Genomic DNA, 19,343 nt, shown 5'->3' on the forward strand with positions numbered 1-19,343 from the left:
GACAGTCTAGGCGGGACGCGGCCGGCTGCCCGGCCACCACTCACCCGCCTTTCGGCCCAACCAGAGCAGCAGCCCGGTGGGCAGGAAGACCGCGTCCGCCGCGATCATCGCCAGCGAGAAGAGCGGCAGGCCGAGCAGCACGGCGATCCCCAGGTGCTCCACGACCATCACGGCCAGCAGCACGTTCTTCAGCCTGCGGTTCACCAGCGTGAACGGGAACGCCACCTGCAGCAGCACGGTGCCGTAGGAGAGCAGGAAGACCAGCAGCACGCTGGAGCCGAGCAGTGCCGACAGCCCGGGCCAGGGCGTGAAGTAGTCCAGGTGCAGCGGGTAGTAGAGCGCCGTGCCGTCCTGCCAGCGCGAGCCCTGCACCTTGTAGAGGCCGGCCGTCGCGTAGACCAGCACCACCTGGGCGCCGATCATGAACATCGCGCAGTGGTGCACCATGCTGCCGAGCGCGTCCAGCACGGCCCGGGCCTCGCCGGCCGGCCGCCACCGGTTGACGGCCCACCAGATCCCCGCCACCGCCCAGAGCGTCCAGAACAGCGCGGCCCACCCGGGGCCGGCCCAGCCGCCCGCCGCCGACCAGGAGATCCGGCCGGCCAGCTGCGCCCGGCCCAGCAGCCCCGCAGCCAGCATCCACAGCACCGGCCCGGACACCCCCGGGCCCACGCCCCGGGCCCGGCGGCGGGCGTCCAGCGACCAGACCTCGGCGCACCGGCTGAAGGCCAGGTAGATCGCCATCAGATGGACCAGGTTGTCGCCGCCGTCGCCGAGCAGCACGCTGCGGTTCTGCACCGACAGCACCCCGACCAGGAAGGCGACCGAGCTGAACCTGGTGCGCCAGCCGAGCAGCAGCAGCACCGCGGCCAGCAGGGTCAGCGCGTAGCAGCCCTCGAACCACCAGCGGCCGTCCTGCCACTCAAGCACCGAGAAGGCATGGGTCTGCTGCCCCAGCTGACGGGCCAGATCCAGGCTCCAGGGCGACCGGTCGCCGTACAGCTCGCGGCGCCTGGGCCACTCGCGCAGCAGCTGGAGCAGGACCACCAGGGCGAAGCCGATCCGCACCACGGCCGCCTGGTAGCGGGCCATCGGGCGGCCGGTGAAGGCGGCGAAGGCGGCCGCCGCGGCCGTGCCGAGCTGCTCGGCCACCCCGGGCCGGGCCGCCGCGGACAGCGGCGGCGGCGCGGTGGCGCCGGTGGGCTCGATGGGACCGGGCTGGCGCGGGATGCCGGACAGCAGCTCCTGGCGCTCGCCCTCGGCACGGCCGGTGTCCTGGCGACCGGTCTCCTGACTGCTCATCACAACCCCGCGTAATCCTGGTCGGACACCGACCACCAGGGCAGCTCGCGCAGCTGCGGCCCGGTTGCGGCCGGCCGGTCGGTGGACCACGGCGGCGGGGCCACCGCCACGGTGTCGGCCCGCAGCTCGATGCCGGTGATCGGCGCCCCGCCCGAGGTCCGGCCGAGCCGCTGCAGCGCTATCCGCTTGAGGTAGTCGTCGGCCAGCGCGCTGCGCACCCCGGCGGTCGGCATGTCCCGGTCGTCGTGGGTGGTGTCGTAGAAGTCCCAGGCCCGGCGCAGCTCGTTCTGCTCGGCGTGGCTGGGGAACGGGTTGCCGCGTATCGCGGCGATGTCCTGCGCCGTCAGGTCGACCCAGCCGCCGTCGCCGACCGCGCTGCGGGCCCGGACCTGCACGTTGATGTTGTTCTGCAGCGGATCCGGCGCGAACAGCCGCCAGTTCTGCTCGAACTCCGGATAGACCAGCCCGTTCAGCTGGTTCTGGTAGCGCTGCGAGAGCGAGTTCGGCGGCGCGTTGCTGAGCAGCAGCGCGCCCAGCAGCACCGCGGTGGCCGACAGCAGCGCCACCCCGGCGGCGGACAGCACCACCAGCGCGGGCAGCGACCAGGCCCGCGGCCCGGCCCCGGGCGCCGGCGCCGGCGCCGGCTCGGGATCGGGCGCCGGCTCGGGTTCAGCGCTCGGCTCCGGCTCCGGCTCGGCCGCCCCGCTCAGCTCCCCCAATGGACTCCCCCTCCGGTCTGGTCGGCTGCGGCCCGCGCGAAGCCGGTCAGAGCACGTACGCCTGGTCGCCCGAGCCGGACACCAGCGGGCGCCCTGCCTGCTCCCAGGCGAACATCCCGCCGTCCACGTTGAACGCCTCCCGGCCCTGCGCCACCAGGTACTGCACCACCTGGGCCGAGCGGCCGCCGACCCGGCACACCACGTACAGCGGGCCGTCCGGCAGCTCGTCGAGCCGGGCGGTGAACTGGCTCATCGGCAGGTGCAGCGCACCCTCGGCGTGCCCGGCGTCCCACTCGTCCTGCTCGCGCACGTCGATCAGCGCCGCACCGGCGGGAACGGTCTCGACCAGAACGGTGGGGATCTGCTGGAACATGCTCGAAGTCTCCTGTGGTGACGGTGGCTGGTGCGCCGCTTGGGGGTCCTCCGGCCGAAGACGGGAGGAGGGCCCATTGTGCCTGGCGTGACCGCCGGCCGGGGAGGCTGCGCCGAGCAACTGCTCCAGCTCGCGCTGCCGTTCGGCGGCGGTGGCCAGCAGCTGGTCGGCCAGCTCGGTGAGCAGCTGCTCCGGCTCGCCCGGAGCCAGCGCCAGCAGCGAACCCATCGGGCTGGACTCCAACCGCACCTGCTCGGCGGCCAGTTCACCGATCCGGGCGCTCAGCCACTCCAGGCGCTGGCGCAGCCACTGGCCGCGCTCCGGGGCCTGCGGGTGCGGGGCCGCCTCGGGCGCCGTCGACCACTCCTCGGCGAGCGCCCGCAGCCCCGCGGTGTCGCCGCGGCCGTAGGCCTCGTTGGCCCGCGCGATGAACTCCGAGCGGCGCTGCTGCTCAGCCGGCTCGGTGGTCAGGTCGGGGTGGGCGGCGCGGGCCAGCTCCCGGTAGAGCCGCTGCGCCTCCTTGTCGGGACGGACCCGGCGGGGCGGCTGGGAGACCTGCGGCTCGCTCGGCGGGCGCGGCTCGGACCGGGCCGCCTCGGCCTCCCGGATGTCGGCGAACAGCGCGTCCAGGTCGGGCAGCTCGGCCACCACCTGGCGGGCCTCGGCCGCCCGGCGGACGTCCTCCGGGTCGCCGGTGCGGGCCGCCCGCGCCTCGGCGACCAGCGCCTCCAGCTCGTCCAGCCGGGCGTAGAGCGGGCCCAGTCGCTCATGGTGGATCAACGCGAAGTTGTCGATCTCCACCCGCAGCGTGGCCACGTCCACGTCCAGGGTCAGCCAGGCCAGCTCGGTGGCCGCGACCCGCTCCTCCAGGAGCGCCAACTCGGGGTCGAACCACTGCACGGGAGTGCTCATGCGCCCACCCCGCAAAGCCCGACGAGGGCAGCCGCCCACGCGCACCCCTCGGCGATTACGTCGCTCTGCTCGCTCACGTCGCCTCGCTCATCCACCCGGCCGAGCCTACCCGGGGGCGCGCGGGGCGCCGAGTACAGCGATTTCAGGTCAGGAATTGATGGACAGACCGTGCGAGACGGCGCACGCTGGGTGACACGCAACTGATACTGAGCAATCTGGCGGTTTCGGTACCGGTCTCCGGTCCGTCCGTGCTTCGCTGGGAGCGGCAACAGCGACGCGGAGACCTGACAGCCGCACAGGTGGCGGCCCCAGCGCGGCCGGACAGGCGGGAGCGATAGCAACCCCATGGCGGATGACCCGAACTCCACAGTGGACACCCCCAGCGAACTCATCGGTGCCGTTGGCGCGTTGACGCCGACCACCGCGGAGCCGAGCGCGGCCGGGCAGCAGCCGGCCGGTGTGGTGGCCATGGTGCGGCTGGCGGCCGTGCTGATCGACCCGGACGGCCGGATCGCGCTCTGGACCCGGGCGGCCGAGGAGCTCTTCGGCCACCGCACCGGGGCGGTGCAGGGCCGGCCGGCCCGCGGCCTGCTGCCGGCCGTGGAGCCACGGATCGCCAGCGGGCCGCCGCTGCCGGCCGCCCGGCGCTGCGACGCCTTCGACACCCTGGACGACCTGACCAGGAGCGGCGCCTGGGCCGGCCTGATGCCGGTGACCGACCGGGAGGACCGGGCCCGCTCGGTGCTCTGGTGGGCCTATCCGCTGGTCGAGCCGGACGGCCGCAGCCTGCTGGTGCTGGCCGCCGACGCCCGGCCGCTGCGGGCCCGCGGGCCACGGATCGCGATCGGCCGGAAACTGATGCCCTACGCCGCCGCCGAGGCCGGGCAGGGCGCCTTCCACTGGATCTCGGCCACCCTGGGCCCGGCCACGCCGGGCGGTGCGGGGCCGCTCGCCCCGCTGCTGCCGCGGATCAGCCCGACCCGGCAGCGGCTGCTGCTGCGCCAGGTGGCCGCCGCCGGGGTGCCGGCCCTCTGGGTGGACGCCGGCACCCGGCTGCCGGTGGTCCCCTACGAGCCGCAGACCGCCGGGGTGGCGGCGCTGGCCGCCGGGCTGGGCCGGCGCTATCCGACCGCCCAGCAGCGGGTCAGCGCGGCGGGCGGCTCGCCTGCCCTGCGGGTGGTCCCGGACCCGGCCGGCGAGCCCTGCCCCGACCCGGCCTCGCCGGTGCCGGCCCCGCGCGGTGGTGCGGCCTCGACCGGCGCCAACGGCCACGCCCGGGACGGCGCCGAGCAGCTGTCCCAGCTGCTGACCAACGGGCAGGCGGGGGAGCAGCTGACCCTGCTGAACGAGGTCGGCTCCAAGGTCGGCACCACCCTGGAGCTGGACACCACCGCCCGCGAGCTCTGCCAGGTGCTGGTGCCCCGGGTCGCCGACTTCGCCTGCGTGGACCTGCTGGACCGGCTGATCTCGGACGCCGAACTGCCCGAGGAGCAGCCGGACGACGACACCATGCTGCGCCGGGTGGCCCGCAGCTTCCACCGGGCCGGCGACGAGTGGGGGCACGTGCTGGACGAGGGCGCGCTGCTGGCGATGCCGCGCTCCACCCCTCCCGGGATGGCGCTGCAGCGCAACCAGGCGGTGCTGGTCCCGGTGGTCGACGCGGACATCGCGGTGGACTACGCGGCGGCGCTGGGCGGCGGCCCCGGCCTGGTCCCGGTGGTCTCCGGGCGCTCGATGCTGGTGCTGCCGCTGTCCGCGCGCGGCACCGTGCTGGGCATCCTCAAGCTGCTGCGGCTGCCGGACCGGGCGCCGTTCGACGAGTCGGACGCCGCCACCCTGCTGGAGCTGGCCGCCCGGGCCGCGCTGTCGCTGGACAACGCCCGGCTGCACCGGGCCGAGTCCAAGGTGGCCACCACCCTGCAGCGCTCGATGATCCCGAGCCGGCCGCCGCAGATCCCCGGCGTGCAGATCGCCCACCGCTACATGCCGGGCGACCGCCGGGCAGAGGTGGGCGGCGACTGGTTCGACGCGATCCAGCTGCCCGGCAGCCGGGTGGCGCTGGTGGTCGGCGACGTGATGGGGCACGGGCTGCACTCGGCCGCCGCGATGGGCCGGTTCCGCACCGCGATGCAGACCCTGGCCGCGCTCGACCTGCCGCCCGGGCAGCTGCTGCGCCACCTGGACAACCTGGCCCAGAAGATCGGCGACGACCACCTGGCCACCTGCCTCTACGCGGTCTACGACCCGATCAACCGCACCTGCGAGCTGGCCAGCGCCGGCCATGTGCCGCCGGTGCTGGTGCACCCGGACGGCACCGGTGAGCTGCTGGAGATCCCGGCCGGCGCGCCGATCGGGGTCGGCGGGGTGCCGTTCGTGGCCAAGAAGATCGACGTCAGCGACGGCTCGATGCTGGTGATGTGCACCGACGGGCTGGTCGAGGTGCGCGGTGGCGACATAGGAGCCGGGCTGGCCGCGCTCTGCGGCAACCTGATCGATCCGCGGCGCAGTCCGGAGGAGGCCTGCGACACCGTGCTGGACCGGCTGCACAGCGACGACCGCAAGGACGACGTGGCGCTGCTGGTGGCCCGGTTCGACGGGGTGGCGGAGACCGAGGTGGCGACCTGGACGCTGGCCGTGGACACCGCCGAGGTGGGCCGGGCCCGCCTGCTGGTCCGCGAGCGGCTCGCCGCCTGGGGGCTGAGCGCGCTCGGCGACACCACCGAGCTGCTGGTCAGCGAGCTGGTGACGAACGCGGTCCGGGTGGCCAGGGACTATGTGCAGCTGCAGCTGATCCGGGTGGACAAGCTGCTGGTGGAGGTCAGCGACGACAACTACAACCTGCCCTCGCTGGTGCCGGCCGAGTCGATGGACGAGAACGGGCGCGGCCTCAACCTGGTGAGCCAGCTGGCCGAGCGCTGGGGCACGGCCCGCAAGGCGGTGGGCAAGGTGGTCTGGTTCGAGCAGTCGCTGCCGCGCGGCTACCAGGCGCTGCCGCGCGACTGACCGGCCGGCGGCCGGTCCGGTTCAGCGGGGCGCCGGCCGAGCGGGTCACTGCCGCCGGCCGGCGATCGGTCGGCCGGCGGCGGCCGAGTTCAGGCGGTCCGCTGCTTGGCGAACAGGTGGGCCGCACCCACCCCGTCCAGCACCCGGGACCAGTAGCCGCCGAACAGCTTGCCGACGGCGAGCAGCAGCACCGCGGTGCAGAGCGCCACGATGTGCTCCATCCCGGCCAGGTTGGGGATCGCGATCACCTCGACGGCCATCACCACGAACACCCCGACCGCGGTGACCCGGGCCCGGGTCTTCCACGCCACGCAGAGGATGAGCGCCACCACGGCGGCCGACGGGCCGGTGTCCCGCACGTGCGCGAGCGCGGGCGACAGGCCCGGCAGGTGGTCGCGGCCGAGCGCGACCCCGATCCGGGCGAACAGGGTGCCGGCCAGCGTGCAGGCGTAGGCGATCACCAGGGTGGCCCGGCGGCCCAGCACGATCTCGGCGATCCCGAAGACCACCAGCACCTGGACCAGCGCGCCCCAGACCGGCAGATCGAGCGCCGGCACGAAGAGCGACAGCGGAGTGCGCAGCAGCGAGAGGTCCAGTGGCTGCCCGGCCTTGACCCCGCCGAGCTGGTTCACCACCCGCTGGCCGTGCGGCAGCTGCTGGGCGATGTCGAACAGCAGGATGAGCAGCGTCGCACCGACCGCCAGTGGCACGGCGGCGAGCCGCTTGGTGCGCACCGACTCCCAGACGGTGCCGAAGAGGGTTCCCCACTCGGCAACAACGGCGCGTCGGATCAGCCCCGACCGCCCCTGCCGCACGTCCCCCGCGTGGGCCTTCTGATTCACGACAGCCTCTCTGTTCCGTTCACGAATTGCGGTTCCCGATCAAGCCCGATCCCGAGCCAGTTCCGCTCACTTGGAGTCGTTCTCAAGCCTAGGCAGTTCCAACAACGACCGAATCGCCCTCCATACCGATTCGAGCGTCATCCTCAGGTGGGATGGCACACATTCAAAGGTCGGGGGCTGCCCTAATCGGGGACGCACCAAACCACGGGCTCCCCTAAGGGCTCCCCCTCAGGGACCACTCGTCGCGGTCCCCCTCCGCCCCCCGGCGGAGGGCTACCCCTTCCCGTCGCCTTCCGCCGCGGGCGCCGGCGGCGGCGCCGACGGGACGGCGGGCCGCCGATGCCGGCGACGGAAGAGCGCTGGGAGGCTCGGTGCGGTGATGAAGCCCTCCGCACGGGCGTTGGCGATGCCGATCCGGGGCAGCTCGCTGCTCTTCTCGAAGAGCAGATAGCGCGGCTCCCAGATCGGCCGGTACTTGGCATTCGCCCGGTACAGCGACTCGATCTGCCACCAGCGGGAGAAGAAGCCGAGAATCGAGCGCCACAACCGCAGCACCGGACCCGCACCGAGTCGGGAGCCGCGCTCGAATACCGAGCGGAACATCGCGAAGTTCAGCGAAACCCGCTCCAGCTGGAGTTCCTTGCGGCCCTTCTCCAGCAGTTCGATCACCATGAACTCGACCAGGCCGTTCTCGGACTCCCGGTCCCGGCGCATCAGGTCGAGCGACAGGCCCTTCTCGCCCCACGGCACGAAGCTCAGCAGGGCCCGCAGCTCCCCGTCCCCGTCATGGCACTCCAGCATCACGCAGCGCCCGTCGGCCGGATCGCCGAGCCGGCCCAGCGCCATCGAGAAGCCGCGCTCGGTCTGGCCGTCCCGCCAGTGGTCGGCCCGGTTCAGCAACTCGACCATCTCCTGCTCGGGGATGTCCTCGTGCCGCCGGATCCGCACCGTGTAGCCGGCCCGCTTGACCCGGTTGTAAGCCTGGCGGACCACCCGCATCGCGCGGCCCTCCATGGAGAACTCGTCGAGCTCCACGATCGCCTCGTCGCCCAGCTCCAGGGCGTCCAGGCCGTGCCGGGCGTAGATCATCCCGGCCTCCTCGGAGGCACCGGTGACGGCCGGCGCCCAGGCGTGCTCCCGGGCCTCGGCCAGCCAGAGCTCGATCGCGCCCGGCCAGGCCTCCGGGTCGCCGATCGGATCGCCGGAGGCCAGCGAGACCCCGCCGACCACCCGGTAGGTGACCGCGGCCTTGCCGGACGGCGAGAAGATCACCGCCTTGTCGCGCCGGGTGGCGAAGTACCCCAGCGAGTCCCGCTCGCCCTGCTTGGCCAGCAGCTCGCGCAGCCGGGTCTCGTCCTCCGGGGTGAGCAGCTCCTTGCCGCGCGGGCTGCGGAACGCCACGTAGAGCACCAGCAGGAAGAGCACCGCGCCCATCGCGTTGATGAAGGTGTTGACCCAGTTCGGCACGTCGATCACGTCCATCACCCGGTCCGACGGGGTCACCGTGATCATGCGGGCGATCGCATAGCCGAACCGGTCGCCGAAGCCGGCGCCGGAGAGCGAGTTGTTGGCGTCCACCAGCAGCGAGCCGACCAGCCCGCCGAGCAGCAGGCCGGCGACGAAGGTGGCGGCCGCCATCCACGGGTTGGACCGGTCGCCCTTGGAGGTGAACTCCTTGCGCCCGACCACCAGGCAGAGCATGAACAGGCCGGTCAGCACGGCGGAGAAGTAGTTGAAGACGTGCCGGTTGTAGTGGTCCGCGCCGGGCACGCCCAGCGCCAGCGCATAGGTCAGGAAGGTCAGCCCGCCGAGCCCGAAGTTGAAGATCCAGGCGGCCCGCTTGCGCCGCCGCATCGCCACCGCCAGGAACAGCGACAGCACGGCGGCGGCCAGGCCGGCGGTCATCAGGTACGGGGTGAAGAACTGCCCCTCGGAGTGGTGCCGCACGGTCTGGCGGAACGGCACGGCGACCACCGCCACCAGGTTGAGCAGCGCGATCAGCCGCAGGTACCAGACGGTGCCGGCGGCGGCGAGCGGCCGCAGCCGGGCCGACAGACTCCGGCGGGGCGCGGCCGAAGCAGCCGGGGCCGGCTGCTTGGTGGGGGAGGACACGGGATCAATTCCAAACGATCAGGTCCAGGGGCGCATCCGCACCTGGTGGCACGTCATCAATCGTGGCTCAACCGCCCTACCGAGCGCGTGCTGCGGCCAGTGGATTCGCCCCCCGCCGATCGGCGGGGGTGGCAACCGCCATTGGCCCTAGGCTCGTCCCCGTGGGAAGGACAGAGGAGGAGCAGTGGAACCGATCCGCGTGCTGATCGTCGACGACGAGCTGCTGGTCCGCTCGGGCCTTGGCATGATCGTCGGTTCGGCGCCCGACCTGGAGCTGGTCGGCACCTGCTCCGGCGGCGAGGCCGAGGAGTGCGCACGCCGGCTGAAGCCACAGGTGGTGCTGCTGGACGTCCGGATGCCCGATCTGGACGGCCTCGCGGTGCTGCGGCTGCTGCGCGCCCTGCCCGACCCGCCGGCCGTCTCGATGCTCACCACCTTCGACACCGACGAGTACATCGGCACCGCGCTGCGCGGCGGAGCGGCCGGCTTCCTGCTCAAGGACACCGCGCCCGACCAGCTGGTGCACGCCGTCCGGGTGCTGGCGGCCGGCGGCTCGATGCTGTCGCCCGCGGTGACCCGCACGGTGATCGGCGGCTACGTGGAGGGCGGCGGGCCGGACGCCGATGCGCTCGCCCTGGTCCGCACCCTGACCGGGCGCGAGCTGGACGTGCTGGCACTGCTCGGCGAGGGGCTGGCCAACGCCGAGATCGCCGACCGGCTGCTGCTGGGCACCGGCACCGTCAAGGACCACATCAGCGCGATCCTCGGCAAGCTCGGGGCCGCGAACCGGGTGCAGGCCGCCGTGATCGCCCACCGCGCCGGACTGGTCCGCCCGGCCCGGCCCTGACCGGCCACCGGGCCCGTGCCACCGGTCGGCGCCTTCGCCGGCCGGTGGCGCGGCTGCGCCGTGCGGGTGACTTGGATGCCCCTAGTGGGCGGTGTGGCGCGCCAAACAGGACTCCAAGACGAAGAGTGACCAGGGGAACACTTTCGGCCAACTCCGGTCGCTGGTGCTCTACCTATGACTCGTTCGATCCGCAAGGAATTGGAGAACACCCATGAAGGACTTCCGCAGGGCTCTGGTGCTGAGCTGCGCCGCAGGCGCGCTCGTGCTCGGTGGCGCCGGAGCCGCCGCGGCCGACGCTGGCGCGGAGGGCGCCGCGATCGGATCGCCCGGCGTGCTGTCCGGCAACAACGTCCAGATCCCGATCCACATCCCGATCAACATCTGTGGCAACTCGATCGGCGTGATCAGCCTGCTCAGCCCGTCGTTCGGGAACACCTGCATCAACGGGGACATCGGGCGCGACCACGACGAGCACGGTCGCGACCACGACCACGGGCGTGACCACGACCACGACCACGACCACGACCACGACCACGGTCACGGCGACGACGACGACTGACCGACCCCGTGCGCAGGCATCGGCCGGTCCCGCCACTCAGGCGGGGCCGGCCGTTCGCCGTCCGCGCCGCAGCTGGCCCAGCGTCCACCCCCGGCCCGCCGGATCCAGCTCCCGGGTGGCTGCCGTGAACAGTTCGGCGGCCCGCCGGTAGGAGAGCCGCCCGCGCCCGGTCAGCGGGCAGCGGTCGGCCGCCGGCACCGTCGCAGGGGCCCGGCGGTCCGTCAGCAGCAGCGGCCCGCCGGCCCGGCTGACCAGCAGCAGCGGCAGCAGCCGGGCGGTGCCGGCACCCCAGCTCAGATCGGCCGCCCGACCCCGGCCGCGCCGCCCGGACCGGTCGATGTCGTCCACGTCCAGCGCCAGGATCCGCCCCAGCGGCACCCCCGACTCATGGACCAGATGCCAGCAGACCTGGTCCCGCAACGGCGCCGGCAGCGCCAGCACCGCCCGCACCTGCGCCTCGGTGAGCGGGGCCCTCTCCACCGCCCGCTCGACCGCCGCCTGGCCGGCCAGCGGGTCGGTGGCCAGCCAGCCCTGGGCCCGCCACCAGCCGATCGCGCCGCGCAGCGCCGACAGCTCCCGGTTCACGGTGCGCGGCTCGGCGGCGCGCGCCGCCACCGCCGACCGCAGCCGCCGCGCCGCCCGGGGATCGTCCAGCAGGGCCAGCGGCAGCACGGGCGGGGCCGCCCGGCGCCGCCCCTCGCCGACCGGCGGGGTGCGGCCGGCCAGTGCCCAGGCCCAGGTCGCCAGCGCGATCCGGTACACCCGCCGGGAGCCCTCGGAGAGCCGAGCAGCCGTCAGATAGTGCTCCACCGCAACCGAGTACTCCACCGGTTCCCGCAGTAAATCATTCACTGGAAATCCCCTCTTCTCCCAGCTCAGCGCCGATTTACTGCGCCATTTGAAGCATAGTCAGAAATTGATGCCGAATAACTCAGTTTTCGGTCGCGAAACCCTTGTGCGCCGGCATTTGCGCGCGGCACGCTGCTGCCCATGACCACCGCGCTGAAGGAGCGCCGCGGGCCCGGACGGGCCCGCGGGGTGCGCTCCGCCATGTCCTTATTGAGGCGGGAACGGAACTTCCGCTGGTTCCTGCCCGGCTATGCCACCTCGCTGTTCGGCTCGGCGATGGCCCCGGTCGCGCTGGCCTTCGCGCTGCTGCCGGGCCCCGGCGGGGCCGACACCCTCGGCTGGGTGCTGACCGCCCGGATCGTGCCGGTGGTGCTGATGCTGCTGGTCGGCGGCGCGGCGGCGGACCGGCTGGGCAGCCGCCGGGTGATGCTGGTCGCCGACGCGGTGCGCGTCGTCTCGCAGAGCGCCTTCGCCACCGCCCTGATCACCGGGTACCGACCGCTCGGGCTGCTGCTCGCGCTGGCCGCGCTGGGCGGGGTCGGCGAGGCGGTGTTCACCCCGCGCTGAACGCCCTGATCCCGCGGATCGCCGCCGACGAGCACCTGCCCCAGGCCAACGCACTGATCACGCTGGCCCGTTCCACCAGCAACGTGGCCGGCCCGGCCCTGGCCGGTGTGCTGACCGCCTGGGCTGGTCCGGGCGTGGTTCTGGCGGCGGACGCGGGCAGCTTCGCGGTCAGCCTGCTGGCGCTCAGCCGGGTAGCGGTCACCGTGCCGCCAGCCCGGCGGCGGCCCAGTCTGCTCGCCGAACTGCGCGAGGGTTGGAGCGAGTTCCGCTCACGCAGCTGGATGTGGGTGACCTGTCTGCAGGCCTGCTTCTTCAATCTGCTGCTCTGGGCGCCGTTCCTGGTGCTCGGGCCGGCCAGCGCCGATCAGCACCTGGGCGGGGCCCGGGCCTGGGGGCTGGTGATGGCCTGCTTCGGCGGCGGGTCGGTGGCCGGGTCACTGCTGCTGCTCGGCCGCGACCCGCGCCACCCGGTGCGGACCTCCAGCATCGTGACGGTCGGCTATGCGCTGCCCGTGGCCGCGCTAGCGTTCCGGAGCGGCCTGCCCTGGGTCTGCGCGGCCGCCCTGCTGGGCGGGCTGGCCTCGGCGGTCTCCAGCAGCCTCATGGCACTGGCCTGGCAGCGGCTGATCCCGGACCACCTGCAGGCCCGGGTGAGCGCTTACGGCTACCTGGGTGCCTTCGCGCTCGGCCCGGTGGGGCTGGCGCTGGCCGGGCCGGCCGCCGGGCTGCTGGGCACCGGCACGGTGCTGGCGGTGGGCGCGGGCAGCCAGCTGGTGGGGACCGTGGCGGCCCTGAGCGTGCGTTCGGTCCGCGCCAACTAGCCGCACGGCCGAGGGCTGGTTGGCAGCAGGCTCCGCCGGGCGGGCCTAGGGGCGGCTGCGCGGCAGCGGGATGGCCAGCCCCGTCTGGTCCGCCCCGCGCGCCGCCAGCGCCTCGGCCACCGGCCCGGGCAGCGGCCGCAACCCGAGCAGCGCGGCCACCAGGCCGGCCGCGCCGCGGTGCCAGTCCCGGTGGCGGCGCAGCATCGCGTGGTCGCCGCCGGCCACCCCGATCCCGGCCACCGCCGCCCCGGCCGCCCGGGCCCGCGCGGCGAAGGCCAGGGTGGCGGCCGGGTCGGTCACCCGGTCCAGGTCGCCGTGCAGGGTGACCAGGGTGCGGCCGGCCAGCTGCTCGCAGGGGTCGTCCGGCGGGCACCACGGGGCCAGCGCGACCACCCCGGTGACCGCCCGGTGCCCGGCCGCCCGCAGCGCGGCCCGACCGCCCATCGAATGCCCGAGCAGCACCACCGGCACCGGCCCGCACTCGGCGGCCACCGCGTCCAGTGCGGCCAGCACGTCCTGGGCGGCGTCGGCCCGGTCCCCGTTCCAGCCCCGGTGGCGGTAGCGCACCAGGCCGACCGCCACCGCTCCGCCCGCGGTGGCCCGGCGCAGCGGACGCAGGAACGGCGCCATCCGCACCGCCGCCGGCTGCCAGGGACGGGCCGGCGCCAGATCGGCCTCCCGACCGCCGTGCAGCACCAGCACCACCGCGCGCGCCCCGGCCGACCGGACCTTCCACCGCAGCCTCATCACCCGGCTCCTCCTGCCATCAGTCGACCCTGCACGGACGATCTCCGGCAGGCCCGGACAACTATCAGTCAATACCGATCAGTCGCCCGGCATGCACCCGCCATCTCCCTACCCTCGTGATCAACAGCACGATCACCTCACCCGCACCTGGAGGTACCCGATGGCCGGAGTCGAGACGGCGCTCAAGGAGGCCCTGACCATCGACGGCGCCCTGGGCGCGGCCCTGGTCGACATGGGCAGCGGCATGGCCCTGGGCACCCTGGGCCACTCCGCCGACCTGGACCTCACCCTGGCCGCGGCCGGCAGCACCGACCTGGTCCGGGCCACCCTGCGGGCCAACGAGCTGCAGGGCCGCACCGGCGAGGCGATGGAGGACATCCTCACCACGCTGACCCACCAGTACCACCTGATCCGCCCGCTCACCGGAGCGGGCGGCGAGGGCCTCTTCCTCTACCTGGTGCTGGACCGCTCCCGCGCCAACCTGGCGATGGCACGCCATCACATCCGGCGCGTGGAGAGCGGGCTGACCGTCTGACCGAACCAGTCGAGTGGACCGGGCGGGCCGTCAGAACAGCAGCCCGGCCAGCCCGGCGCCCGCGTACACCGCCGCCATCCCCACCACCAGCGAGACCGCGACATTGGCCGCCGCCCAACCCCGGGCGCCGGTCTCCAGCAGCCGCAGCGTCTCGTAGCTGAACGTCGAGTAGGTGGTCAGCGCCCCGCAGAACCCGGTGCCGACCAGCAGCTGCAGCTGCCCGGACGCCGCCCCGGAAGCCACCGCCCCGGTCACCAGCCCCAGCACCAGGGAGCCGAGCGCGTTCACCGCCAGGGTGCCCCACGGAAAGTCCGAGCCGTACCGCGCCTGCACCGCGCGGTCCGTCAGGAACCGCAGCGGCGCGCCCACCACGGCACCCACCGCCACCAGTACCGCCCCGTTCACCCGTCGGCCTCCGGCCCGCCGTACACGTCCACCTCTTCCACCGTCACCAGCCCCCGGCCGCCCAGCAGTTCGTCCAGCTGGGGCAGGAACGCCCGGACCCGTTCGGCCCGGTCCACGATCACCACCGCCACCGGCAGCCCGTCACTGATCGAGAGCAGCCCGGCCGAGTGCACCGCCCGCCCGGCGCCGTAGCCCTCCACCCCGTGGAAGACCGAGGCGCCGGCCAGCCCGGCCGCGCGGGCCCGCCGCACGATCTCACCGGCCAGCGGCCGATGGTGCCAGAGGTCGGTGTCCCCGACCAGTGCGGTCAGCCGCAGTGCCGGCCCGCCCCACCTCATCGCGCACCCCCGCGCCGGGCCAGCCACCAGCGGGTGCCGGCCGCGCCCGCCGCCACCGCCGCCATCGCGGCCAGCAGGGTGCCCGTCAGATAGCCGACCGCGAGCAGCGGATGATGGCCGACCAGCAGCCGGCGCACGTCCACGCAGTAGGTGGAGAAGGTGGTGAAGCCGCCCAGCACGCCGGTGCCGAAGAACGGCCGGACCAGCCGGTGGGCCGGCCGCCCCTCGGTGATCGCCACCAGGAAGACCCCGATCACCAGGCAGCCCACCACGTTGATCAGCAGCGTGGTCCAGGGGAAGGCCGCACCCGGCGTCGGCCACAGCAGCCCCAGTCCGTACCGCGCCTCGGCGCCGAGCACACCGCCGACCGCGACCACCGCCACCGCCTGGTACTGCGCCACCGCCGCGATTCGCTCCGCCATCGCTCAGTCCGCCTTCGCCCCGGCCCGCCGCCGGGCCTTGTCCCGCAGCTTCTCCGGCAGCTCGGCCACCGGGAGCAGCCGGGACAGCAGCGCGGGCTCCAGGGTCACCGCCCGGAAGACGGTGGCCACGTCCAGCCCGTGCTGCGGCCGGCGCACCACCCGCACCGCGTCCCCGGCGGCCACCGGCCCTGCCTCGACCACCCGCAGATAGGCACCCGGCCGGGCCCGCTCGGAGAACCGCTTCACCCAGCCCTGCTCGCCCAGCCAGCCCTGGAAGGTGCGGCACGGGATCCGCGGCGCCGAGACCTCCAGCAGCAGCGCGTCCCCGATCCTCCAGCGCTCGCCGATCAGCGCGCCGCTGACGTCCAGGCCCTCGGTGGTCAGGTTCTCGCCGAACACCCCGGGCGGCAGCTCCCGCTCCAGCTCCAGCGCCCAGTCGGCCAGGTCCTCGGCCGCATAGGCGTACACCGCCTGATCGGGGCCGCCGTGATGGCGCGGATCACAGATCGTGTCACCGGTCACACCGCTGCCCTGCGCCGGTGCCGCGACCGCCACCGGACCGGTCACCGGGCGCTTGTCGATCCCGGTCACCCCGGGCGCGGAGAACTCGGTCGGCCGCGCGGTCCCGATGTTGACGGAGCGGATGACGGGCTGCGGTTCCATACCCCTCACGCTACCCGGCCGACCGGAACCGTCCCAGGCCCGGACGGCGCAGCAGACCGGGCCGCCGGACCCGACTCGGACCAAGGTGGAGAGCATGGCCCCGCCGCACCGCCGCTCCCCGTTGCTGGCCTTCCTGGTCCTGGTGGTCTGCCCCACCGCCCTGCTGACCGTCTACTTCACGGTGCCCCTGGGCTCCTTCGGCCCGGAGCACCCGGTGCTGAGCTGGACCGTCTTCCTGGTGTTCCTGACCGCCCTGGCCGCCCTGCTGGTCCACCAGATCGCCCTCATCATGCGGGAGAGCGACCAGGGCCTGCCGGGCCTGGCCATCCTGGCCGTCTCCATCCTGACCCTGGTGGCCTTCTCCGCCGCCTACTTCGTGCTGGCCCGCCGGCCCGGGGAGTTCTCCGGGCTGCAGACCCGGCTGGACGCGCTCTACTTCACTGTGGTCACCATGGCGACCGTCGGCTACGGCGACATCGTCGCAACCGGTCAGTCGTCCCGGGTGGTGGTGGTCGTGCAGATCGTCTACACGCTGGTCTTCCTGGCGGCCGGCTTCACCGCGCTCGGCCAGCGGGCCCGCCGCCGGATCGGCAGCGGCCGCCATGCCGACGACAGATCCGGCCACGGTTGAGGAATCCGCACCCCCGGCACATGCTGGTCAGGTGACCGCGATGTTCGAAGAGGAGCTCCGCGCGCAGCTGGCCGCGGCCCGCGAGGATCTGGCCAAGGCCGCCGACGACGGCGACCTCGACGGTGTGCAGGCCTGCGAGGGCCGGATCGCCGGGCTGCTCCGACTGGCCGCCAGCCACGGGATCAGCCTGCCGCACACCCCGTCCGAGGAACGCGGCAATTCCTGATCCTTTCCCGCACCGCCCCGCACACGCAGGCAGGCCCGGTTCGGATTTCTCCGAACCGAGCCTGCCGGTTGTGCGCGAGGGGGGAGTTGAACCCCCACGCCCTTTCGGGCACTGGAACCTGAATCCAGCGCGTCTGCCTATTCCGCCACCCGCGCATCTGGGTGTTGTGGAAGATGCTAGCCGATTCGCCGGGGTGCAGTCGACGCCGGCCCGGCCGGCGAGGCCGGATCGCCCCGGCGGGCCGCCGACACGGGATCAAGCTGCCGCCGCCCGGACATACAAGAAGCCCCGGTTCGGATTTCTCCGAACCGGGGCTTCCGGTTGTGCGCGAGGGGGGAGTTGAACCCCCACGCCCTTTCGGGCACTGGAACCTGAATCCAGCGCGTCTGCCTATTCCGCCACCCGCGCATCTGGGTGTTGTCGAAGATGCTAGCCGATCGCCCGGGTGAGGTCGAATCGGTTTGGACCCGCTTCTTTCCCACTCGGCCGGTTTCAGCTCCCTCTCGGGCGCCCCTTCCGACGTGGAAAACATTAGCACGGCCCCGGCCGAACCTACGAATCCATCCCTGGGCCCCCGCCTGCACAGCTCCGCGGACCCCGCCACCGGAGCGGCCGCGGGGCGCCGGAGACGAACGGGTGAGCCGCGGATGACCACCCCCGGCCAGGGGTACCTGTCCCTGCACGCCCCATGGCCGATGTGGGTCATCCCACGCCCCGCCACCACATGGCCGGGGAACCGTACAGATGGCCGCGGCGTGGATACGATCAGTACGGAAGTACCGCAATCGGGCCCCGGGCCCGAAGGAAGCCCGAGAGCCCTTGGAAGGGGGTGCCCCGTGGGAGTGATGAAGAAGTTCGAGCAGCGACTTGAGGGTCTCGTGAACGGCACCTTCGCCAAGGTGTTCAAGTCCGAGGTCCAGCCCGTGGAGATCGCCGGTGCGCTGCAGCGCGAGTGCGACAACAACGCCACCATCTGGAACCGGGAACGCACGGTCGTGCCCAACGACTTCATCGTCGAGCTCAGCCCGCACGACCACGAGCGGCTCAGCCCGTACGCGGGGCAGCTCGGGCAGGAGCTCGCCGGGATGGTGCTGGAGTACGCCGAGGCGCAGCGCTACAGCTTCCTCGGCCCGCTGCAGGTGAACCTGGAGCGCGCCGACGACCTCGACACCGGCCTCTACCGGGTGCGCAGCCGCACCCTCGCCAGCGATGCCCCGGAGCCGCCGGCCGCCGCCTACCAGCCCCCGCCCCGCAGCCCGGCTACGGCTCGCCGGAGCCGGCCGGCGCGGGCTGGGCGCAGAGCAGCCAGCCGACGTACGCGGGCTCGGCGCCGCTGGCCCCGAGCGCTCCCCCCGCCGCGCCGGCCGCGCCCGCGGGTGGCAACGTCCGCCCGTTCCCCGGCTCGGGCACCGGCGTCGGCACCCGGCGCTGGATCGAGATCAACGGCACCCGGCACCAGATCACCGGCAACGCCTGCGTGCTCGGCCGCTCCACCGAGGCGGACGTGCGGATCGACGACCCCGGAGTCTCCCGCAAGCACGCCGAGATCCGCCCCGGAAACCCGGCCATGGTCCTCGACCTCGGGTCGACCAACGGCATCGTGGTGGACGGGCAGCACACCCAGCGCGCTACGCTCCGCGACGGCTCGCGGATCGTCGTGGGCTCCACGACGATCATCTACCGACAGGTCGAAGGGTAGGGCGAGCAGCGGTGTCCGAACTCACTCTGACAGTCATGCGGCTGGGTTTCCTGGCTGTGCTGTGGCTGTTCGTGATCGTTGCGGTGCAGGTGATCCGCAGCGATCTGTTCGGCGCCAAGGGCACCAGCCGGATCGGCCGCCGCACCGCCGGCGCGGCCGCACCCGCGGTCGCCGCGAGCAGTGCACCGGCCCGCCCGCAGCCCGGCCCCCGCGAGAGCGCCGGCCCGGCCGCCGGGCCGCAGTCCGGTGGCCGCCGGGCCGCCCGGGTCGCCCCCACCCAGCTGGTGGTGGTCGAGGGCGGGCTGGCCGGAACCACCGTCGCGCTCCAGGGCCAGGTCATCACGCTCGGTCGCGCCCACGACTCCACCATCGTCCTCGATGACGACTACGCCTCCTCGCGTCATGCCAGGATCTACCCGGACCAGACTGGGCAGTGGACCGTGGAGGATCTAGGCTCCACCAACGGCACGTATCTGGACCGTCAGCGGCTGACACAGCCGATGCCGCTGCAGATCGGCGTGCCGATCCGTATCGGCAGGACCGTCATCGAACTGCGGAAGTAGTAGCGCATGAGGGACAGCACCCCGTCCATGAGCAGCCGGGAAGGCAGCGCGGCCGCTGCCGCTGCCCTGTGCGAGGAACAGAGGGGAGCGGGCGCCGCATGAGCGAGCGGAGCGAGCTCATCGTTGAACGGCGCGCGTGGGCGAATGCCTCCACCGAGCTTTGCGAGGTGGGCGCATGAGCGAGCGGAGCGAGCTCATCGTTGAACGG

Annotated in this window: 18 protein-coding genes, 2 tRNA genes and 2 pseudogenes; 9 read left to right on the forward strand and 13 right to left on the reverse strand. The window is 73.5% G+C overall.

What is annotated here, in order from left to right; translation table 11 throughout:
* Positions 1–6: 6 nt before the first annotated feature.
* From E6W39_RS21020 to E6W39_RS21030, 3 genes are read right to left on the reverse strand one after another with little or no spacing between them, the layout of a single operon-like run.
* Positions 7–1,302 carry an HTTM domain-containing protein gene (locus E6W39_RS21020; RefSeq protein WP_141634845.1) on the reverse strand — a complete coding sequence of 432 codons (1,296 nt, stop codon included), beginning with the start codon at positions 1,300–1,302 and terminating at the stop codon, positions 7–9.
* Positions 1,302–2,021, reverse strand: a complete 720-nt coding sequence (locus E6W39_RS39545) for a DUF5819 family protein (protein ID WP_181799373.1) — start codon at positions 2,019–2,021, stop codon at positions 1,302–1,304. The genes E6W39_RS21020 and E6W39_RS39545 overlap by 1 nt, the downstream gene beginning before the upstream one ends.
* Before the next feature lie 46 nt (positions 2,022–2,067).
* Positions 2,068–3,306 carry a rhodanese-like domain-containing protein gene (locus tag E6W39_RS21030; RefSeq protein ID WP_141634846.1) on the reverse strand — a complete coding sequence of 413 codons (1,239 nt, stop codon included), beginning with the start codon at positions 3,304–3,306 and terminating at the stop codon, positions 2,068–2,070.
* A gap of 345 nt (positions 3,307–3,651) precedes the next feature.
* Here E6W39_RS21030 and E6W39_RS21035 point away from each other — a divergent pair, with 345 nt between their 5' ends.
* Complete coding sequence (locus E6W39_RS21035; protein WP_141634847.1) at positions 3,652–6,309, forward strand: SpoIIE family protein phosphatase; 2,658 nt, start codon at positions 3,652–3,654, stop codon at positions 6,307–6,309.
* An 89-nt stretch (positions 6,310–6,398) separates the two neighbouring features.
* On the opposite strand, the gene E6W39_RS21040 is transcribed toward E6W39_RS21035, so the two are convergent.
* Positions 6,399–7,151, reverse strand: a complete 753-nt coding sequence (locus E6W39_RS21040) for a hypothetical protein (protein ID WP_228718265.1) — start codon at positions 7,149–7,151, stop codon at positions 6,399–6,401.
* Between the two features lie 273 nt (positions 7,152–7,424).
* The gene (locus E6W39_RS21045) at positions 7,425–9,263 is read right to left on the reverse strand and encodes a phosphatidylglycerol lysyltransferase domain-containing protein (RefSeq protein ID WP_181799374.1); all 1,839 of its coding nucleotides are present in this window, start codon (positions 9,261–9,263) and stop codon (positions 7,425–7,427) included.
* A 184-nt stretch (positions 9,264–9,447) separates the two neighbouring features.
* Here E6W39_RS21045 and E6W39_RS21050 point away from each other — a divergent pair, with 184 nt between their 5' ends.
* Both E6W39_RS21050 and E6W39_RS21055 read left to right on the forward strand, forming a co-directional pair.
* Positions 9,448–10,110, forward strand: a complete 663-nt coding sequence (locus E6W39_RS21050) for a response regulator (RefSeq protein WP_141634848.1) — start codon at positions 9,448–9,450, stop codon at positions 10,108–10,110.
* A gap of 211 nt (positions 10,111–10,321) precedes the next feature.
* Positions 10,322–10,669 (forward strand): chaplin, encoded by a 348-nt coding sequence (locus tag E6W39_RS21055; RefSeq protein WP_141634849.1) that lies wholly within the window; start codon positions 10,322–10,324, stop codon positions 10,667–10,669.
* A gap of 36 nt (positions 10,670–10,705) precedes the next feature.
* Here the strand turns inward: E6W39_RS21055 and E6W39_RS21060 are convergent, their stop codons facing one another.
* Positions 10,706–11,521 (reverse strand): hypothetical protein, encoded by an 816-nt coding sequence (locus tag E6W39_RS21060; RefSeq protein WP_228718266.1) that lies wholly within the window; start codon positions 11,519–11,521, stop codon positions 10,706–10,708.
* Positions 11,522–11,794: 273 nt separating this feature from the next.
* On the opposite strand from E6W39_RS21060, the pseudogene E6W39_RS21065 reads away from it, so the two are divergent.
* A pseudogene (locus E6W39_RS21065) lies at positions 11,795–12,906 on the forward strand (MFS transporter).
* A 45-nt stretch (positions 12,907–12,951) separates the two neighbouring features.
* On the opposite strand, the gene E6W39_RS21070 reads toward E6W39_RS21065, so the two are convergent.
* Positions 12,952–13,653, reverse strand: a complete 702-nt coding sequence (locus E6W39_RS21070) for an alpha/beta fold hydrolase (RefSeq protein WP_141634851.1) — start codon at positions 13,651–13,653, stop codon at positions 12,952–12,954.
* 160 nt (positions 13,654–13,813) lie between these two features.
* On the opposite strand from E6W39_RS21070, the gene E6W39_RS21075 reads away from it, so the two are divergent.
* Positions 13,814–14,188: a hypothetical protein gene (locus E6W39_RS21075; protein WP_101380647.1), complete on the forward strand. Its 375-nt coding sequence runs from the start codon at positions 13,814–13,816 to the stop codon at positions 14,186–14,188.
* Between the two features lie 30 nt (positions 14,189–14,218).
* Here the strand turns inward: E6W39_RS21075 and crcB are convergent, their stop codons facing one another.
* The 4 genes from crcB to E6W39_RS21095 are packed head-to-tail and all read right to left on the reverse strand — an operon-like array spanning position 14,219 to position 16,016.
* Positions 14,219–14,593, reverse strand: a complete 375-nt coding sequence (crcB, locus tag E6W39_RS21080; RefSeq protein ID WP_141634852.1) for a fluoride efflux transporter CrcB — start codon at positions 14,591–14,593, stop codon at positions 14,219–14,221.
* Positions 14,590–14,931, reverse strand: coding sequence for a DUF190 domain-containing protein (locus E6W39_RS21085; RefSeq protein WP_141634853.1), 342 nt, complete (start codon positions 14,929–14,931; stop codon positions 14,590–14,592). The genes crcB and E6W39_RS21085 overlap by 4 nt, the downstream gene beginning before the upstream one ends.
* Positions 14,928–15,353, reverse strand: a complete 426-nt coding sequence (locus E6W39_RS21090) for a fluoride efflux transporter FluC (protein WP_181799376.1) — start codon at positions 15,351–15,353, stop codon at positions 14,928–14,930. Before E6W39_RS21090 ends, E6W39_RS21085 begins: the two co-directional genes overlap by 4 nt.
* A 3-nt stretch (positions 15,354–15,356) precedes the next feature.
* The gene (locus E6W39_RS21095) at positions 15,357–16,016 is read right to left on the reverse strand and encodes an MOSC domain-containing protein (RefSeq protein WP_141637868.1); all 660 of its coding nucleotides are present in this window, start codon (positions 16,014–16,016) and stop codon (positions 15,357–15,359) included.
* A gap of 94 nt (positions 16,017–16,110) precedes the next feature.
* On the opposite strand from E6W39_RS21095, the gene E6W39_RS21100 reads away from it, so the two are divergent.
* A complete protein-coding gene (locus tag E6W39_RS21100) occupies positions 16,111–16,647 on the forward strand; it encodes a potassium channel family protein (protein ID WP_228718267.1) in 537 nt (178 codons plus the stop codon).
* A 31-nt stretch (positions 16,648–16,678) separates the two neighbouring features.
* Positions 16,679–16,873: a hypothetical protein gene (locus tag E6W39_RS21105; protein WP_141634854.1), complete on the forward strand. Its 195-nt coding sequence runs from the start codon at positions 16,679–16,681 to the stop codon at positions 16,871–16,873.
* Positions 16,874–16,944: 71 nt separating this feature from the next.
* Here the strand turns inward: E6W39_RS21105 and E6W39_RS21110 are convergent.
* Both E6W39_RS21110 and E6W39_RS21115 read right to left on the reverse strand, forming a co-directional pair.
* Positions 16,945–17,028, reverse strand: a tRNA-Leu gene (locus E6W39_RS21110).
* Between the two features lie 169 nt (positions 17,029–17,197).
* Positions 17,198–17,281 (reverse strand) — tRNA-Leu (locus E6W39_RS21115).
* Positions 17,282–17,709: 428 nt separating this feature from the next.
* On the opposite strand from E6W39_RS21115, the pseudogene E6W39_RS21120 reads away from it, so the two are divergent.
* Positions 17,710–18,572, forward strand: a pseudogene (locus tag E6W39_RS21120) (FhaA domain-containing protein).
* Positions 18,573–18,583: 11 nt separating this feature from the next.
* Entirely contained in the window at positions 18,584–19,135 is a 552-nt protein-coding gene (locus E6W39_RS21125; protein ID WP_141634855.1) for an FHA domain-containing protein FhaB/FipA, read from the forward strand.
* The last annotated feature ends 208 nt before the right edge of the window (positions 19,136–19,343 follow it).

Origin of the sequence: Kitasatospora acidiphila (genome assembly GCF_006636205.1) — a bacterium.
GTDB lineage: Bacteria > Actinomycetota > Actinomycetes > Streptomycetales > Streptomycetaceae > Kitasatospora > Kitasatospora acidiphila.

Bases quoted from the DNA above. Each gene is read 5' to 3' on its own strand.
- E6W39_RS21070 (WP_141634851.1), bottom strand. From the start codon at position 13,653: ATGAGGCTGCGGTGGAAGGTCCGGTCGGCCGGGGCGCGCGCGGTGGTG.
- E6W39_RS21100 (WP_228718267.1), top strand. From the start codon at position 16,111: ATGGCCCCGCCGCACCGCCGCTCCCCGTTGCTGGCCTTCCTGGTCCTG.
- E6W39_RS21055 (WP_141634849.1), top strand. From the start codon at position 10,322: ATGAAGGACTTCCGCAGGGCTCTGGTGCTGAGCTGCGCCGCAGGCGCG.
- E6W39_RS21035 (WP_141634847.1), top strand. From the start codon at position 3,652: ATGGCGGATGACCCGAACTCCACAGTGGACACCCCCAGCGAACTCATC.
- E6W39_RS21030 (WP_141634846.1), bottom strand. From the start codon at position 3,306: ATGAGCACTCCCGTGCAGTGGTTCGACCCCGAGTTGGCGCTCCTGGAG.
- E6W39_RS21090 (WP_181799376.1), bottom strand. From the start codon at position 15,353: ATGGCGGAGCGAATCGCGGCGGTGGCGCAGTACCAGGCGGTGGCGGTG.
- E6W39_RS21095 (WP_141637868.1), bottom strand. From the start codon at position 16,016: ATGGAACCGCAGCCCGTCATCCGCTCCGTCAACATCGGGACCGCGCGG.
- E6W39_RS21085 (WP_141634853.1), bottom strand. From the start codon at position 14,931: ATGAGGTGGGGCGGGCCGGCACTGCGGCTGACCGCACTGGTCGGGGAC.
- E6W39_RS21075 (WP_101380647.1), top strand. From the start codon at position 13,814: ATGGCCGGAGTCGAGACGGCGCTCAAGGAGGCCCTGACCATCGACGGC.
- E6W39_RS21020 (WP_141634845.1), bottom strand. From the start codon at position 1,302: ATGAGCAGTCAGGAGACCGGTCGCCAGGACACCGGCCGTGCCGAGGGC.